Here is a 16,123-nt window from a genome sequence, read left to right on the forward strand (position 1 = left end):
CTTTTTCGTTATCGATTCATTTGCGAAGTTATCGCTGACATTTCCTCTTCCGAGAACGCAATTAACAGCGAGCGCTCCCCGCGTGGCAAAGACCAGAACTCTCCGGGCCGGAGATGATGACGGACCCACATGTGATACAGGAACGTGGTCATCCCGCCGGAGTGAATCAGTTTTTTAGGTCTTCAATCTCCACACCAAAGCCGGACAGCTCCAGCACTTTATCCCCTACAGCATCCAGTTCACCAGCCAGCAACATACGACGTACTGCCTGTTCGCCACCAGACAGCTTCATACGGCCAGTAATGCGGGTGTCTCCCCAGCCGGACAATTCCAGGCTGCGGACTTTTAATTTCACGGTTGCTTCGGAAATGAGTAGCGCGTTAAATGTTTCGGTATCCACCTTTTCCTCGGTGCGGCCTTTGGTCGTTTTACGAATCGTACAGCGTTCGCGAATGTGGTCCACTTTGGAGGACGTCAGTCCACGCAAGGTCAACAGCAGATCCAGACGCTGAATGCGCACATTCTCCTCTGGCAAACGTTCTGCTGCTTCAAACAACTGATCCAAAATCTGTTCTTCGGACATATTTTCATTCATACTCATCGGGGGTAATCTCCTTCTCATTTCACAAATGGGTTTAACTATGCAAGCTTCCAAGCCTGTAGAGACAACAAAGAGACCGAGATCAGCTCGGCCCGCATTGGTATCCATATGATATGAAGTAACTATGCAATCACGCTTGAGCAAACTAGCTCAATCACGTGCCTATTTCAAAGTTTAGTTCGCTACAATTGGATTCAGCAATTCAAATCCTTCAAATGTAAAGCCCGTTTCCTCCGGTACTTCCTCACCCGCTGTCCAGTTGGCAAGCTGGATTTTGTCCACCATGCAACCTCTCAGCAATACACTCTCATGTCCATATGATTCTGGGTCGTTCAGCTTGGAAATGATCTCGAATTTGGTGAAGCCGCGCTGGATCATATCGGAAGTGACTTTGTAGCCCGTCATCGTGCCTGTTCCTTTTTTCGCGCCGTTTTTGTGCACCTTCCAGTCGTTACCGACCAGGTTCAGCTCACGCTTTTCAATCTCCACACTCGCTTCCAACTTGTTAATGTTCGTCTGCCACACACCATCGATATGCAACTGACCATGGGTACCGAGAATTACTCTTGACGCATCCAACATATATTTTCCTCCTTGGGTTCGTTGAACTAATAAATATTACACGGTATAACTCCGCAGTCAGAACAATCTTCCGATCGCTGTTATCCCCAGATTTTTTTGATTCCTTTTCATAATAAAGGGAAAATCCGGTGGATAAAGGCGAGCGCTTCGCTTCTTCAGATTTTTTCTGCCCTCTCCGTTATCGTGTAAACCATCAGTTCAACGTGTAGTAATTATTCTAGAAAACGGTTCTTTCCTTTCACACAACCTTATTGCACGTAAAATGTACCAAACAACTGCTCCATCACATCCGTCAGCTTCACATTCCATTGCAGGAATACTTGATCTGCTTCCGGTTTGAGAACTGGTGCAGCACCGTAATAAGCCGGGTCGAGAATGACATCATAACCGTCAGCTTCAATCACATTACTCTGTGCGAGCAACGCCAAATAGGCCTTCATGGCACTAATCAGTGCCTGACGACCCTCTTCAGTATTGTTCACTTTACCGATATACGTATCTTCCGCGGAGCGCTGCAAATCCGTGTTGATCGCGTCCAACACACGAATGGAACGGATTTTTTTCCAAGCATTATTCTGTCCAGCGGCCGGAGTTACCAGTGTGTTTACACCGCGAAGTGCTTTCACCTGACGTCCATCATGGAAGAAAATAAATACGCCATTCTGTACTGCCTGCTCCTGTTCTGCACGCGTCCAGCGACGTGTCACATCATCGAACGGAGTAGCTGCATAGGTTGTGGATTGGTTCAGACGTTGTCCGGCGATCAGTCCCGCAACATAGGCGGATGTTTCCGCCGAGCTGTAGAATGCATCTCCAAGGCGAACGCCTGTACCAACATTAATCACACCTTCATGATTGAGCGTAAGCGAACGTGCTGCCGCTTTTTGTGCTGCTGTAGCAGAGGTATCGTCCGCTGCGGAACCGCCAAATACCGCTACCACCGGTTTACCTTCACTACGCACACGTTTCACCCATGCCGCAAAACTCGCAAGCAGGGGTGCATCAGCCGCCTGATCCAAAGCCAAGACGTCGAATTGCTCTCCTTCCAGCGCACCTTGTACAGCAATGTATTCTGCATTGGTCAGGTCATCGTTGCCACTTACGCCACCTTTGAATGCCGCACCCGCAACGGTAGCAACAACGCCAGTACCATCGCCAATCGCCTGAGCCGTTACCCAGACATTTTGTTCATCTGCGTTAATCTCTTTTGCCAGAGAAGCTGCCGTAATATCCGCTGTCAGGAGCGCATACAACATCCGATTACCTTCGAAGAGACGCACTTCATGCTTCGTATTATCAATCACACCTGGCTGGATGGTGACGTAGAATCCATTTGCACGATCCCCCGGATACTTCGCATCCAGTTGCAGCACATTGGCATCACTGCTGTCCTTCAAGGTAAGCGTGGCTACTTTGGCCGCGGCACTTGCTACCCGATAAGCGAGCAACTTCTTCGGCCCACCCAACAGGGCGAGCTTCAAGGACGTATAAACCGTACCGTTGTCCAGCACATTCGACGCATAAATACGTTCAATCGCCGCTTCGCTCCCTACTTCAACAAAAGTCCCCACAGGACCCCAGTTGGCCTTGACTGGCACAACGACGGTTCCCCGCGTACCCGCTTGAATGGCCGAAGATGCTGCCGCCTGAAAATTCATATATAAGCCCGGAAGGACCGGACGATTCGTTTGCTCCCAATTTCCGCCTGCCATTATCCCTTCACCTTCACTTTCATAAATTGGTTAATTCGTTCCTGCGTTTCTTCAATGGAAAACGTCTCTTGCGCCGCTTCGTACAGCGCACCGTACAGCACCTCTGCCTTAACGGCAAAGAGGGCTTCTGCATGATTCATCAATTCTGCCCGTGTATACCGCGGGGCTGTCTGTTTACTTTTTTTCACTGAGCTTGCCATTGCCATCTCACCTCATTTGTTGGACTACTAATTTCGTGAAACGATGATCTTTAAGCTTGATCTATGAATTTTTGATCCTATGAACCTATGAATTTGAAGCTATAATGTTGAAGCTATATCAATCATCTCAAAGCTATAATCTGGAACCACTCTTAAAAGTGCATGTTCAAAAAGATCGGTTTTCAGTACCGAGAAGATGGGATGAAGTTAGAAATGGAGTAGCAGAGCGTAGGGAAAACTACGTGAGCAACTACAATGTTTCCAAAGGAAACATACTTCGTAAGCTTATGCTTATTTCTCTGAATTCCATATTCGATGCTGATGATGCCGTTAGGCATCCTTTGTAATCAAAAGCGGGCTTTTTGAACAACCTCTAATAGAAGGTTCCTCTCGACTAACGTTTACTCCATACCTTTGCTATGGTGAATCTCACGAATGAAAGGTACATTCGTACCCGGACGACGAATCCGCTGTTGCAACGTCAGGCGAATCTGACCATTCAAATACGCATCCGTCTGTAAATCTGCCGTGACTTCATCCACTGTGATATATCGCGTGTTACCTTGGTGCTCTTCGCCACCCGTTTCAGTGATGGCAAGACGAGATTGCACTGCAAGTTGCCGGACCAACCGAGTAACGGTCTGGTGTGTTAACATCGAATGATCGGTGAGCACATGCCCAATCCACTGTTGTCGAACCTCCAATGCCGAAGTGCCCGCCACAGACGTGCTGCATCCGGCCAATCGCCATAACACAGACGGCATCTCATATCCTCCAGGCCAGACATCACCATATACCGACCAGTTCGAACCAAGTTCCGACTGTGTCCAGTCTTGAAGCGCAGCTAACCACGCGTCCCCTGTTTCAGCGAGGACAACTCCCGAGTCTTCGGGAATATACACTCCGAACCGCAGACTGCGCGTAAACATTCCAGACCCTGCATCCACCCGGTCACTATCTGAAGAACCCAAATAGATGCAAGTGAAGGCCTCACCTGCTTCATCCACCAGTCTTACCTGGTGCAACCCTTCGATTAGAAGGGCTGACCAAGCTTCCACCTGTTCAGCGCCACCATCTTCCGGACGAGCGTATGGGGAGATTTTGATGATCCGTCGGTATCCCGCCCAGGCAGACTTCGGCACTTCTTCGGCAAACGCAACCACGGCACAAGGCCCGGCCAACACTTCTCCTGACGCAGGTACATCTAGCACACGATCGTTCCAATCTGGAACAAGTACCGCAAGCTTCTGTTTCAGCGTTTTTTTAATGAACTTACTCATTTTACTGGTGCTCATGGCAGTGCTAATCTCATTTCTCATAGACACATTCATTTCGCCCCCTTTGGCTGCAAGTTTGAGATCTGCCCACACCGTGCAGCGACAATGCAGCAGCAGTAGACTCCCCCTTTTAACTCAGAGTCGTATTCCGACCGAACCAGTACCGGGACTAATTCACCGCATCAAAAAGACCGGCCACCTGGCCGGTCTGTACATTAGCGTATGTGCTTTCGGTGCGTCCCTTGTTATTGATCCGATAATACAATCTTACACCCTTTCATTCCTAGCGCGGATGGTGTTCCGTACGACTTCGGTTCGATTAAGGGAGACGTTCGGGTGGAAAAAAGACGATTCTGGAATCATCATTTTAAAGAATACCTAAGTAAGCTTTAAGATCAAATAATTGATAAATTTATCCAAATATATTAATATTTTATTATCAAATTCATTGTCTCTTACGTAAAAGAAGGAGAAATACCTATGAGTAAAACATTCAAGATCACTTCACTTGTCATCTTAGCATTTATACTCGGGATATCCTGCTGGGCTTACTTCGCACTGCTTGGTAATCCGCTCAAGAAAAATGATGCTGAACAACAGGTAACCACTTACCTGATTGAACAGAAAGGTTACTCACCCGAACAGCTTATCAAAGTACAAGGTACTTACTCCTCAAAAAGTTCTGAAGCACCTTACGGTGCCTCAGTAACATTCGCGGATGAACTCGAAGCGAAGTACCAATATATCATTTTTAACAACGGCAAGATTAAGCAGTACAGTCATACCAGTGATGATCCCAAACATGAGGAGCCCATGGTGAGATAACAGTTTAGTTCAGCGTAACCTGCGGGTTCAACGTAATCTCAAATGCACGGCCCCAGATGAAATCGGGATTCCCATATTCCAGCAGCGCATTGCTATACGTCGCATAGGACAATTCCTCATCACAGATCTGCTTAATCGCCACATTGCCTGTCTGGAAGGCTGTTTTATTCGCAAGTGCCGTTGTGTAAGTTTGCATCAAATCACGGAGCAATGTTTGCAAATGAACATAGTCTTCCTCTGAGTTGAACAGCAACATATTTTGATCCGAAAGTGTAGCCACGTTGGTATACAACGCATGTGCTCGGGAATACGTGCGGATGTCCGCAATCGCTACCGCTTTGTAGTAATAATCCTTCAGGAAACGCTTAAACAACAGCGAGCCATGCGCATTCATAGCATCTCGCAACTTATGCTCATGCTTCTCTGTTGTGATCAATGCGTACCTCGACTGCCCCATACCTACAGCAATACCGATCTTGTTACCTGGTGTATTCCATGCACTATAACCCAGAACCCGTCCGGTATATGGACTGTTGAGCAATGCTTCGGCAACATCAACATTGGCTGGTCCTTTACCCACAAAATCAATCAATACCGAAGGCAGACCTTGCTCACTATTCAGCGTCAATCGCTCCAACGCAGCCTGCACCTGATCCAGAGCCGTAATGGCAATAATCTCAATGTCGATGCTTGTGTTCTCTCCAGAATTTCCCGGATGACCCTTGGTCATACGATCCAGTTCGGAGGTCATGTCAAACGGGACAACTTGATCGGCTGCTACAGCCACTAGCTGTTCATTTTCCAAGCCAGCACCCGCATCCGTCACCACCTCCGGTTCAGGATATGCCGAATCCGCTACAAGCACACCACCTACAATATCCACATGACGAACCACATTCTCGTGTACATCCATGTATTCATACGTGTTAATGATGGAGTTTCCGTGAGGACCAAAATATTTCACTGCGTAACGTGTCCTCGCCCCGCCTCGGAACAACTGGTTAGCCATGCGAGCAACCAAAGCGTGCCCCAGACCATCCGCATCCGGCAAGACGATAGCACGATCCGGATTTTGTCCATTGGTTCCACCCAGCCATTCATTGATCCGCGCTTCTACATATTTGATTTCATTGATCTGAACACCCTGCGTGTTAGCATCGTCGACTCCAACTGCAAGGAAATCGATATAACCTGTGCGAGCCAGCTGATCCAGAATGTACAGATTTGTTTTGAATTTATGCTGTCTTGTATTGTAATACTGTTCTTTATCAAAATAGGTCGTTGTCCCATATTCCACTCCATCCGGGGACAGGTTATAACCTTCGATAATATCCTCAAACTCAGTGTATGTCTGACGTGGCTGCTGCATCAATGCACGGGACTCATTATATGCATCAAGCGCCAAGCCATCTGCAAACGAGGTTGTAGCCAAACGCATGATGGTGTCCATTACAAATACGGGTTTGCGTGGATATTTCTGCTTGATCACGCGAATCACATCCAACAAACGCGTAGTCTCATCATCGTATTCTGGATAGGCGCCTCCTCCATCTTCACGGAGTTGACGACTGCCAATCAGACCGCCATAAGCGAGCATATCGGATGAGATAATGAATCCGTCGACCTTGGCAGCATGTTTCAGAATAAAGTCGTGAATCTTGGACGGTTTGCCATAAACCGGCGTGGAGGTGCCGAGCAGCGTTGTGCCATCTACGGTTTTCTCCGAGTCCAGACGATTCTTAATATCACTCAGGTTCGGTGTAACGATATGGATACCGGCTGCTTTCCCTTGCACAATCACATCATCCAGATTCGCTGGACGATCATCCAGTGGAACATACAATACTGTTTTCATATCACGTAGCCTCCTGTTATCTATATAAGTTGAACTACAGAATATTTACACTTGCCACTTCGATGACAGAACAACCTTCCGATCGCTGTTATCCCCGGATTTTCTTGATCCACTTATATAAAGGTAGAAATCCGTGGATAAAGGCGCAGTGTATGCTTACGAAGTAGCTTTCTTGCAGAAAGCTTTTAGCTCCGCTTCTTCAGGTTATTTCTGTCCTCTTCGTTCTCGTGTAAATCGTTAGTTCAACTTATATATCTAGTCTTTAATACCCGATCAGGGCAAGGATGCAATCACCGAATTAAAAAACCGGCACCCTGGCCGGCTGTACGTTAGCGTATGAGCTGTCGGTGTGTCTTCCTTGCTGCTGATCCGATAATACCATTTTACCGCCTTTCCCCACTCGTGCTGATGGTAATCGGGATGAATTACGCCTGAATGTAGTCGTGTCCGGGGCGGACAATTGTCGGTTTTAATCTGGATAAAACTAATGTGTGCATTTCAATTCAAGCGAGCTATACGATGATGGATTTTAGAATGATGGGTGGCAGTGTCCAAAAAGCTTGAAGTCCCAGCCCGCTAATTCCGGCGAATGGATAGATGATTTTCTAAAGAACACAGGACGTCTTATTTGGCATTCAGGTCCTCTTTTTAAATGATAAGGAACATCAGACACGTTATTTCCTAAATGCCCTGACAAAACCGCCGAAAACAGCTGTTTATTCTAATATAGCGTGTATCAGGTTCCTCAGATTTCTGTAGACGCTTCAAATCCTAGAATAAGACGCCTCCGATTCGTTAGCTCTCACGCCTCTAGGCTTTGCTCCAGTAGCTTGGAATATTAACGCTAGGACACCAAAAAGCACCTGCCAGCTTTGGCAAGTGCTCTTCATTTTGATTCTATATCGTTGGTTCCATATCCTTCGTTTTATATCGTTTGTTCCATATTGTTGGCTACATCTCACGCGATGATATAACGAAAGTTCTCCCACGTTTCCGGTACGGGCTCCCCGTTCTTGGCATGATGATAGAAGCTGAACGGAAATTTAAATACATGACCTCCGTACCAGTCACGAGAGCGTCTATCGGTGAGCCAGTATTCCAGTTCATGAGGGAGCGCCACTGATCGTTCCGCCCGTTCTAGTGGCAGCAGGTCTACGGGTGATTGCAATGTCGGCATCTCCTGTTCAATATCCACATCTCGGCTTAAGCGTAATGCCTTCACCATGGTAAGGAAAGGCGGAATGCCTTTGTGGAATAATGCCGGATAACCCAGTTCATATAATATGTTAAGCGCATGTCCGTAGGTGAGCATATGACCAATCAGGTCATGATGCGCCTCCGCGTGATAGATAGTCTGGAAAGCCCCAAGTTCATCCAGAATCAAACGTGACAACTGAACTGGATCCTCAATCTCGGGGAAACCATCGCTTTTTTCAAGCTTAAGACTGCGAATTTCTTTCATCGTTGTGTTCATCCAGGATCTTCCCGGGATGGTTCGATCGAATGAATCGATCAGTTCAACCAGCCGACCAATATCCTCCGTAGTGCCCCATCCATCCAGTTCACGAATGGCTTTCAGACTGATTGCCCCGTAGATGGCCTGGTGTCCAACCCAGTGCAGTTCTCCAATCGTTCGATCCAATGCGTCCGTAATACACGCTTCGGCATTTTCCCTGGGCATCATCTCACCAATCGGAGAAGTCTGACCAGGGCTGATTCCATGCTGGCGAAGCATGGCTTTTGCTTCGGCGGTAACACTGCCGGCGGCGAGGGCAGTGAGACGATTTTCCCGCAACCAAAAATATGCCGCAATCGCACCCGCCCCATAATGGGCGTGCCACAGATCTCCTGTACGTTCCCGACTGGAAACGATAATCGCTAGTCCTTCTTCCAACAAACGTCGATCCAAGCTTGCCACCACCCTTCATCATCTGTAAGCCTGACAGAACAACCTTCCAATCACTGTTATCCCCAGATTTTTTTTCGATCCCCTTTCCTAAGGGAAAATCCGGTGATAAATGTGAGATTATGCTTACGAAGTAGCTTTCTTTCAGAAAGCTTTCAGCTTCGCTTTTTCAGGTTTTTTCTGTCCTCTCCGTTATTGTGTAATTTAGTTCAACTTATATATCCTAATTAATAAATAAAGCGTTTACTTCTATAACATGATGGAAATGCTCCACATATGCCCGTTTTGCCCCGGAATACAAACTTTAGCCAATTCGAAGCTTGCCCACGCCATGGATGGATACTTCCAGCGGATAGATCTCTGCTTTTTGCGTAGAGAAAAACCACGTCCGATCCTTCTTCACCACAATAAATAGTCCATGTACATCTCCTACAGGAGCAAAAGTTTCACTAACCTCACCCCAGCGAGTGAGTCCAATCTGTTGAAGCTCATTCACCACAGACAGAACATCATCCGTCACTAGGCCAATCTCACACACCTGTAATATATCTTGAGTCGAGAAGTCATGGTCACTCTCGTTCTGAATACGATGATGAGCAATCAGCTCAATAATATTGCCTGCCGGATCTTCAAAATAGAGAGAATGAGAGTTCCAGTTAGTAGAGTACGTCTCATCCCGATCTCCTTCTCTGCTTAAAACAACACGTGATGCAGCCCACTGCTTCGCTTGCTTGAACCGATTCGTTGGAATCGACCAGGCCACATGATAAAAGGGCTCACGACCTGTTTCACACGGTTTGAAAATCATCTTTGTCCCTCCAACCTCTAGGTTGAAGGCCTGATCTGTCGCATTGGACACCTCCATTCCCAACGTATCACGATAAAAATGCTTGAGGTCCTCCAGCCGTGTTGTATATAACTGTAATTCTTCAATCATCATACGGTCTTCTCCTGCATCTCCTCCCACTGACTCCACGGCACCATGCCGAGTTCAGGCTTCGCTTCATCCGGGAGCATGGCGATCAATTCAAGCAAATGACCATCCGGATCGTTAAAATATACAGATACCGCAGGCATCCAGCCGAAGACGTACAGTTCACCGATATCATCATTCAGGAAGTTCTGTGTCTTGATCCCTTTGTTCTCCAAGTGAGCCACGGCATGTTTCATATCCTCCAGAGATACATGAAAAGCAAAGTGCTGACGCTGCACCTCGGAAGGTTCCTTTTGCCACAATCCCAGCATGGCATTGCCTTTTCCACCAATCCAGTAGAAGGAGTTCCCGCGTTCTTTCTGCCCATAGGCATGGGGTAAACCCAGGACCGTTTCATAGAAATGATGGGATCTCTCCAGATCCGTCACGTTTAGATGTGTTTCAAATATGCCTTTAATCATAATGCTCAACCTCTTTTCCTTTTCCCATTTTATCTTCCTTGGTTCTCAACTCATGGATGAATTCCGCGCATTCGTTAACGTCTGGGCCAGATTTAAAAACGATCCAATGACCCGCTGCACCCGGTCCTCTATATCCTGACTGCCTTCGTACTCCTCATATCCGTCAAATGTCGCTTCGAATCGTCTGCGCTGCGCACCCCCAATGGATATCCACTCTTGGGCATTGATACCATGCAGATTGCGAACAATCGCTTGCAGTTGTAAAAGCGAACTTACTCCCACCGCTCCGCCAGAGGAGCTGATGGACAGGACGGGCTTGCCGCTGAAATGAGCCTGACTCAGGTGATCCAGCGCATTTTTGAGCACACCACTTATACTGCCATGATACTCTGGTGTAGACAGGATGATCGCATCAGCCGCGAGCATACGTGTATTCAGGTCTGCCAGATGTTCATGATCCGCTTGTTTTTCATCTGGTGCATAGAATGGAAGTGGTGTCTGATACAGATCAAACAGGCTGGCCTGATGTCCCTGACCTCGAATAATCTCCACAGCATACTCTCCCAGACGTGTACTGGTTGCATTGTTCCGATTACTGCCTGCCAAAATAACGATATTCATAAAGTCACTCTCCTTGGTTTTCAAATAATTTAAACTCTCATGTTTCAACCGATCTGTTATTTCTACTCTTATCTTACCTTTCTTTTGCATCCAAATCGTCAGCAGATAGACTTAACTTGAAATACCAAAAAACTCAACCTTTAGGTTGAGTTTATACGACTTAAGTATGAACATATGTCGGAATTGGTCAGATGACCCAGCCATTTCTTACGGCATGAAGAGCCGCTTGTGTCCGATCCGCCAGTCCCAGTTTGTCGAGCAGATGACTGACATGTGTTTTGACCGTTTTTTCGGTGATGACCAATTGAACTGCAATTTCCTTGTTGCTCAATCCTTGAGCAATCAGCCCCAAAACCTCTTGTTCACGGCGAGTGAGCATATCCAGACCACCTAGGGATGCTTCAGTGGATTTCTTCGTCTGCTTAAGCTCTTGGAATTGACTGTCTGTTGACCGATCTGTCTGTATATGCTGTGGTTGGTGTTCATTTATAGACCAATCGGATGAAGCCATCACATGCATCAATTGACCTGCTGCGGCGGGATGCAATTCTACCTGACCTGCATACACATTGCGAATGGCTACAGCCAGATCCTCCGGTTCAATATCCTTGAGCAGATATCCTTTAACTCCTGCACGCACAGCAGGAACGACATGATCCTGATCGGAAAACGATGTGAGCACAATGATTCGCGTTGCTGGCAATAACGTGCGCAGCCGTCTTGCTGTTTCAATTCCGTCCATGACCGGCATATGCAGATCCATTAGTACCACGTCAGGTTTTAACGCTTCCGCCTGAGCCAGTGCTTCCTGTCCGTTCGATGCTTCGCCCACAACCTTCATGTCTTGCTGTGTCGTCAAAAAAACGTGCAGCCCCCGTCTCACCATCGCATGATCATCTGCGAGCAAAATCGTAATCGGCATCTCTTCTTCCCCCTGACTTTATACAGATTCGAACGGAAGTGGAATGACTGCCGTTACTGTCGTTCCCTTGCGGGAAGAACTCACTATTTCTAAGCTGCCTCCGAGCGATTGAGCCCGTTCCTTCATAATGGACAGGCCAAGGGAGCTTCCAGACGACGCTTTTGGCCTGTTCGCACCACCTTTTCCCTGATCTGTGACGGTGAACACCACTTCATGATTACTTAACTTGAGGGTGACCTCAGCAGAAGGAACATCCGCGTGTTTCCGTACATTATTCAGCGCTTCCTGTCCGATTCGCCACAATGCTTCTTCTATTTTACGTGGTAAAGACCGCATTCCCGTCCGATTCATCACCACTTGAAGACCCTGGCTGGTGCCATATTCCTGTAGCGCATGGAGCAGCCCTGCTTCCAGTCCCGCGGGACGGAGCTGCATAATCAATGCGCGCATTTCCTTGAGAGCCTCCTGAGACAAAGCCCGAATATCCTTCATCGCTTCCGCTGCTGGGTGCAACTGCTCGGAGCCGGATAACATACTTTCCGCGCCTTTAGCAGTTAACGATAGTGAAAATAAAATCTGATTAACCGAATCATGCAGATCGCGAGCCAACCGGTTTCTCTCTTCCATTCGTGCAAGTTCGCGGCGATTCTCCGCCAGCTTCAGACTCTCCCATGAGGCCGCAATATGTTCGGCCAATGCCTCCAGCACTTCACGGTCTGCCTGCGCAGGACCTGATGTTCCTATTCCGATCACCAGAATTCCCGTTTCCCCTGGCGTATGGTACGGAAGTGGAGCAGCAATTCCCGAGGCAATGGAATTCGTAGTCTGGTCAGGCTTGCACAGGGTAAATATCTCAGCGATCTCTGTCCCAGACAGAGATGTTACACGATGACTATTGATTACATGGTTTATGTGGCTCGTCACTTCGGAAGATAACGGAGTACTTGATAACGTTCGAACCGTATCATTTGCATAGGCTGCCTGCAAAACGAACATTCCGCTTTTCTGCTGAATGATTGTAGCAAAAGGCCAATCATAATGCTGCCCAAGCAGCTGTACAACTTTTAAACAAAAAGCATCCGAATTGCTGCACTCGTTCACTGCAAGACCCAAAGCCGTGCTGAACTCTCCCAGCTTGGCATACAGATCAGCTCGTCGCTGCTCCGCACGATACAATCTCATCCGTTCTACCGCACTACCAATCTGGTACGCCACGCCCTGTAAAAGTGCCAGTTCACTGTCGCTGAAATGTTCCTTGGCTGGCGCAGCCACGTTGAGCAGGCCGAGCATCTTCTCACCTGACCTTAACGGAACGGTTGCATGGTGGGTAATATCATGAGTATCTCCCCATCGGAATTCCACCGCATCCTCCAGCCGTTTACAGTTAATGATGTTGACCGCATGATTGAGCTGACCGTCCTTGAAGCGGTTCACACACCAGCAGGTACCCGTTCGCATGGGCTCTTTATCTTCACGCAGTAATGCCGGTGGCAGATTGTAATCCGAAACACAGGTATAGTCTCCACGTTCATTAATCAGAAACATCCAGCCTGCCGTTAATCCGGTCAACTCCAGTAATTTGCCGACCACGGTATCCAGCATTAAGTTCAGATCATTGGACGTATTGAGCGTTTCCGCGATTGTCTTCAACGTGACCATTTCCTGCATTCCGACTTCTTCCGACATGGCAGACTTCTCTCCTTTGGGTAGGGCGAGTCTGGAAACTCCGAAGGAGGCAGATTTTGCCGAATTTTCGTTCCAAGCAAGGAAATTTTTCGCAGGGCGTGCCGGGGCACGTCAAGGAAAAGTGACGCAGCAGGGGGCGAAAAGGCGGTAAAAGATGCACTTCAGCGAGTTTTCAGACACGACCTAATGCCAACTGTGGTTTGTTCAACTATTGTAACCAATCCACCTTGGATATTAAAGGATCAACTTCTTCAATCGCTCACTCAGCCCAGCTTCTGTCGCTCTTTGCGGGACACAGACAAAGGCTCCATATTAATCAGACCTCGATCTGACAGAGCCAACGCCATTTTGTAGAAAGCACGTGTACGAATCTTCGTATACGTATCCTTGCTGACAGGTGGATCAAACACATGGTTATACACTTTATAATCAAACACATCATCGTCTTTCAGATATCGTTCACAGACGAGTACACGTTCCTTTTCACTCAGCCGGGACACAACAAAATCAATCGTATCGCAGTATGCCTGACGCGCGCGCTGCACGTCCACATTGTAGATTGCCGTTCTCGCCGTGGAATCCCCCGTCACATTGGTTGCACCGTGGAAACGCTCGGCATAACTTGCCGTCACCATAACCTCTCGTTCTTCAAATGCAATCGTTTTATAGATTCGGTATTTTTCCAGCGCAGCTTCAACAGCTGTTTGCGTTTTGCGTCGGTCCAATTCGGGCAGCATCAATTCCATATTTATCTTCCTCCTTTAGTATTCTTTATAAAATAAATTTCTAATAGTTTCGCATGATCACTCCGATGACAGAACAACCTTGTTAAACATGCAACCACTTCATCTTTAACACTTTCATTTCTCAACTCATATCACTCATTCAATGGTTCACATGAAATTGTTTTGCAATCGTAAACGATGACAAAACGCTCTTATTCATAGAGTTGTCCAGTTTCCTAAAAAAGTAACGACATTTTTTTCAATTTCCCCCTGTTGCCTTTTGGAATCACTCCAAACCGCTATAATCCGGGGAATTCCACTTTTCAGAAGGTGATTACAAAACACACGCTCTGCCTCAACTTTACATTTTGTTCGTATAGTGTTCGTATTTCTATTTGAGGATACCACTTTCTGGAGATCGGAGTAAACCTTCATTTTGGTTCATTTTGACGATAAAATAAAACCTTCGCTCTCATTTCCTATGCCTTTTGGCATAATTGTTTCATATCTCTTTACCTAATGGTATATATACGGTATAGTACTGTTTAATTAATGAACTTCCGTATAAGTCATTTGATTTTTATAAAGAAGCTACCGAGATTTTTAGGGAAGGGACTTAGGTGTGTATCACGCGCATACGCAGTGAAGGAGACGGAATCGATTCTGAAGAAGCGAAGCGTTCGCCTTTATCCCCGGATTTCTCCCTTTAGAGAGGGAAATAGGAAATCTGGGGATAACAGCGATCAAAAGAACGATCCGAATCCGAAACGGGCATTGAACGCACACCTACCTCCCCCATCCAACTGTCTTCTTTATAACTCAAGCACTTGTACGAATCGAAGGAGTTGGCATAATTGTGGAGCACGCTTTTGGTCCTTATATGAAACAACTGCGCGAGCAACAGGGATACAGCATCAATCAGCTCGCCGAAGCAGCCGGAATAAGCAACTCACAGATATCACGTATTGAGAACGGGGTCCGGGGTGTACCGAAACCAGCGACCATCCGCAAGATTTCAGATGCACTCTCGGTGCCTTATACAGAGATGATGAAGCAAGCCGGTTATATTGAACCAGGGAGTGCTGCTGAACTTCAGGACGTACCGGGATGGGCTACATACAAAGACCGTCGTGATTTCAAAAAGATGCTGGAGGACGATGATGATCTGATGTTTGACGGCATTCCACTCGATGAAGAGGACAAGAAACGAATCAAGGATGTGCTGACAGGTCTGTTCTGGGAAGCCAAACAGATGAACAAACGCAAAAAGACAGACGAATCGGACAATCGCCCATGAGGCACGACCCACTGAATTTAATGAGGCAGCAGGTGAGATCATATGGATGACATCGTAACAAAGCTGATTCGAAAACACCGGACCAACTGCCCGTTCAGCATTGCCCGCGCGGTTGGAATACAGATTCGTTTCACCAATTTGGGGAAGTCCACCAAGGGAATGTACTTTTGTAAGCTCCGGCGCAGGTTTATCGTCATACACAATGATTTGCCGCCGGAGTGGCAACGGTTCGTGTGCGCCCATGAGCTTGGACACGACCGACTTCATAAAGGGATTAATCGATTCTTTCTGGAGGAACATTCCTATTTTGCTCCAGGCAAGCTGGAAAGACAGGCTAACCGTTTTGCCATTCAATTGCTGACCTCCGGAGTGATGCCTGAACCGGATGAATCTTTGGAGAAATTTTGTTTGCGTACCGGACTGCCGCGTGAAGCGCAGCATTTTTTTTACACTCTTTAAGAACATACGTTCTTTCCGAAGATTATATTTTCCATCAGCAGATTTACATGTCACTTTCAG

16 protein-coding genes are annotated in these 16,123 nt (G+C 47.2%); 3 read left to right on the forward strand and 13 right to left on the reverse strand.

What is annotated here, in order from left to right:
* Window positions 1-166: 166 nt before the first annotated feature.
* The 5 genes from ACDJ59_RS19740 to ACDJ59_RS19760 all read right to left on the reverse strand — a co-directional run bounded on the left by ACDJ59_RS19740 (window position 167) and on the right by ACDJ59_RS19760 (window position 4,420).
* Window positions 167-601, reverse strand: a complete 435-nt coding sequence (locus ACDJ59_RS19740; protein WP_017690174.1) for a phage tail assembly chaperone — start codon at window positions 599-601, stop codon at window positions 167-169.
* 174 nt (window positions 602-775) lie between these two features.
* Complete coding sequence (locus ACDJ59_RS19745) at window positions 776-1,183, reverse strand: phage tail tube protein (protein WP_036611426.1); 408 nt, start codon at window positions 1,181-1,183, stop codon at window positions 776-778.
* Window positions 1,184-1,431: 248 nt separating this feature from the next.
* Complete coding sequence (locus ACDJ59_RS19750) at window positions 1,432-2,895, reverse strand: phage tail sheath subtilisin-like domain-containing protein (protein WP_413405111.1); 1,464 nt, start codon at window positions 2,893-2,895, stop codon at window positions 1,432-1,434.
* On the reverse strand, window positions 2,895-3,095 hold the full coding sequence (locus ACDJ59_RS19755; RefSeq protein ID WP_264931714.1) for a hypothetical protein: 201 nt from the start codon (window positions 3,093-3,095) through the stop codon (window positions 2,895-2,897). Before ACDJ59_RS19755 ends, ACDJ59_RS19750 begins: the two co-directional genes overlap by 1 nt.
* A 401-nt stretch (window positions 3,096-3,496) precedes the next feature.
* A complete protein-coding gene (locus ACDJ59_RS19760) occupies window positions 3,497-4,420 on the reverse strand; it encodes a hypothetical protein (RefSeq protein ID WP_413405114.1) in 924 nt (307 codons plus the stop codon).
* Between the two features lie 432 nt (window positions 4,421-4,852).
* Between ACDJ59_RS19760 and ACDJ59_RS19765 the strand changes: the two genes are divergently transcribed.
* On the forward strand, window positions 4,853-5,197 hold the full coding sequence (locus ACDJ59_RS19765; protein ID WP_413405116.1) for a DUF3139 domain-containing protein: 345 nt from the start codon (window positions 4,853-4,855) through the stop codon (window positions 5,195-5,197).
* 4 nt (window positions 5,198-5,201) lie between these two features.
* Here the strand turns inward: ACDJ59_RS19765 and ACDJ59_RS19770 are convergent, their stop codons facing one another.
* The 8 genes from ACDJ59_RS19770 to ACDJ59_RS19805 all read right to left on the reverse strand — a co-directional run bounded on the left by ACDJ59_RS19770 (window position 5,202) and on the right by ACDJ59_RS19805 (window position 14,328).
* Complete coding sequence (locus ACDJ59_RS19770; RefSeq protein WP_413405118.1) at window positions 5,202-7,052, reverse strand: DUF4127 family protein; 1,851 nt, start codon at window positions 7,050-7,052, stop codon at window positions 5,202-5,204.
* 958 nt (window positions 7,053-8,010) lie between these two features.
* The gene (locus tag ACDJ59_RS19775) at window positions 8,011-8,970 is read right to left on the reverse strand and encodes a hypothetical protein (protein WP_413409861.1); all 960 of its coding nucleotides are present in this window, start codon (window positions 8,968-8,970) and stop codon (window positions 8,011-8,013) included.
* Window positions 8,971-9,262: 292 nt separating this feature from the next.
* Window positions 9,263-9,898, reverse strand: a complete 636-nt coding sequence (locus tag ACDJ59_RS19780; RefSeq protein ID WP_413405120.1) for a VOC family protein — start codon at window positions 9,896-9,898, stop codon at window positions 9,263-9,265.
* Window positions 9,895-10,353: a VOC family protein gene (locus ACDJ59_RS19785; protein ID WP_413405122.1), complete on the reverse strand. Its 459-nt coding sequence runs from the start codon at window positions 10,351-10,353 to the stop codon at window positions 9,895-9,897. The genes ACDJ59_RS19780 and ACDJ59_RS19785 overlap by 4 nt, the downstream gene beginning before the upstream one ends.
* A 45-nt stretch (window positions 10,354-10,398) precedes the next feature.
* The gene (locus ACDJ59_RS19790) at window positions 10,399-10,974 is read right to left on the reverse strand and encodes an NADPH-dependent FMN reductase (protein WP_215080022.1); all 576 of its coding nucleotides are present in this window, start codon (window positions 10,972-10,974) and stop codon (window positions 10,399-10,401) included.
* 187 nt (window positions 10,975-11,161) lie between these two features.
* Window positions 11,162-11,896, reverse strand: coding sequence for a response regulator (locus ACDJ59_RS19795; RefSeq protein WP_413405124.1), 735 nt, complete (start codon window positions 11,894-11,896; stop codon window positions 11,162-11,164).
* Between the two features lie 18 nt (window positions 11,897-11,914).
* Window positions 11,915-13,582, reverse strand: coding sequence for a GAF domain-containing sensor histidine kinase (locus ACDJ59_RS19800; protein ID WP_413405126.1), 1,668 nt, complete (start codon window positions 13,580-13,582; stop codon window positions 11,915-11,917).
* A 263-nt stretch (window positions 13,583-13,845) separates the two neighbouring features.
* Window positions 13,846-14,328: an ArpU family phage packaging/lysis transcriptional regulator gene (locus ACDJ59_RS19805; RefSeq protein ID WP_017690187.1), complete on the reverse strand. Its 483-nt coding sequence runs from the start codon at window positions 14,326-14,328 to the stop codon at window positions 13,846-13,848.
* Between the two features lie 832 nt (window positions 14,329-15,160).
* On the opposite strand from ACDJ59_RS19805, the gene ACDJ59_RS19810 reads away from it, so the two are divergent.
* Window positions 15,161-15,604 carry a helix-turn-helix domain-containing protein gene (locus tag ACDJ59_RS19810; protein WP_413409862.1) on the forward strand — a complete coding sequence of 148 codons (444 nt, stop codon included), beginning with the start codon at window positions 15,161-15,163 and terminating at the stop codon, window positions 15,602-15,604.
* 42 nt (window positions 15,605-15,646) lie between these two features.
* Complete coding sequence (locus tag ACDJ59_RS19815) at window positions 15,647-16,063, forward strand: ImmA/IrrE family metallo-endopeptidase (protein ID WP_413405128.1); 417 nt, start codon at window positions 15,647-15,649, stop codon at window positions 16,061-16,063.
* The last annotated feature ends 60 nt before the right edge of the window (window positions 16,064-16,123 follow it).

The organism is Paenibacillus amylolyticus (assembly GCF_047302515.1).
In the GTDB taxonomy this organism is placed as follows: domain Bacteria; phylum Bacillota; class Bacilli; order Paenibacillales; family Paenibacillaceae; genus Paenibacillus; species Paenibacillus amylolyticus_G.

What these genes read in the sequence shown, in the direction of transcription:
- ACDJ59_RS19815 (WP_413405128.1), top strand. Translation starts at nt 15,647, where the DNA reads ATGGATGACATCGTAACAAAGCTGATTCGAAAACACCGGACCAACTGC.
- ACDJ59_RS19805 (WP_017690187.1), bottom strand. Translation starts at nt 14,328, where the DNA reads ATGGAATTGATGCTGCCCGAATTGGACCGACGCAAAACGCAAACAGCT.
- ACDJ59_RS19755 (WP_264931714.1), bottom strand. Translation starts at nt 3,095, where the DNA reads ATGGCAAGCTCAGTGAAAAAAAGTAAACAGACAGCCCCGCGGTATACA.
- ACDJ59_RS19790 (WP_215080022.1), bottom strand. Translation starts at nt 10,974, where the DNA reads ATGAATATCGTTATTTTGGCAGGCAGTAATCGGAACAATGCAACCAGT.
- ACDJ59_RS19785 (WP_413405122.1), bottom strand. Translation starts at nt 10,353, where the DNA reads ATGATTAAAGGCATATTTGAAACACATCTAAACGTGACGGATCTGGAG.
- ACDJ59_RS19795 (WP_413405124.1), bottom strand. Translation starts at nt 11,896, where the DNA reads ATGCCGATTACGATTTTGCTCGCAGATGATCATGCGATGGTGAGACGG.
- ACDJ59_RS19770 (WP_413405118.1), bottom strand. Translation starts at nt 7,052, where the DNA reads ATGAAAACAGTATTGTATGTTCCACTGGATGATCGTCCAGCGAATCTG.
- ACDJ59_RS19765 (WP_413405116.1), top strand. Translation starts at nt 4,853, where the DNA reads ATGAGTAAAACATTCAAGATCACTTCACTTGTCATCTTAGCATTTATA.
- ACDJ59_RS19740 (WP_017690174.1), bottom strand. Translation starts at nt 601, where the DNA reads ATGAGTATGAATGAAAATATGTCCGAAGAACAGATTTTGGATCAGTTG.
- ACDJ59_RS19745 (WP_036611426.1), bottom strand. Translation starts at nt 1,183, where the DNA reads ATGTTGGATGCGTCAAGAGTAATTCTCGGTACCCATGGTCAGTTGCAT.
- ACDJ59_RS19780 (WP_413405120.1), bottom strand. Translation starts at nt 9,898, where the DNA reads ATGATGATTGAAGAATTACAGTTATATACAACACGGCTGGAGGACCTC.
- ACDJ59_RS19800 (WP_413405126.1), bottom strand. Translation starts at nt 13,582, where the DNA reads ATGTCGGAAGAAGTCGGAATGCAGGAAATGGTCACGTTGAAGACAATC.
- ACDJ59_RS19750 (WP_413405111.1), bottom strand. Translation starts at nt 2,895, where the DNA reads ATGGCAGGCGGAAATTGGGAGCAAACGAATCGTCCGGTCCTTCCGGGC.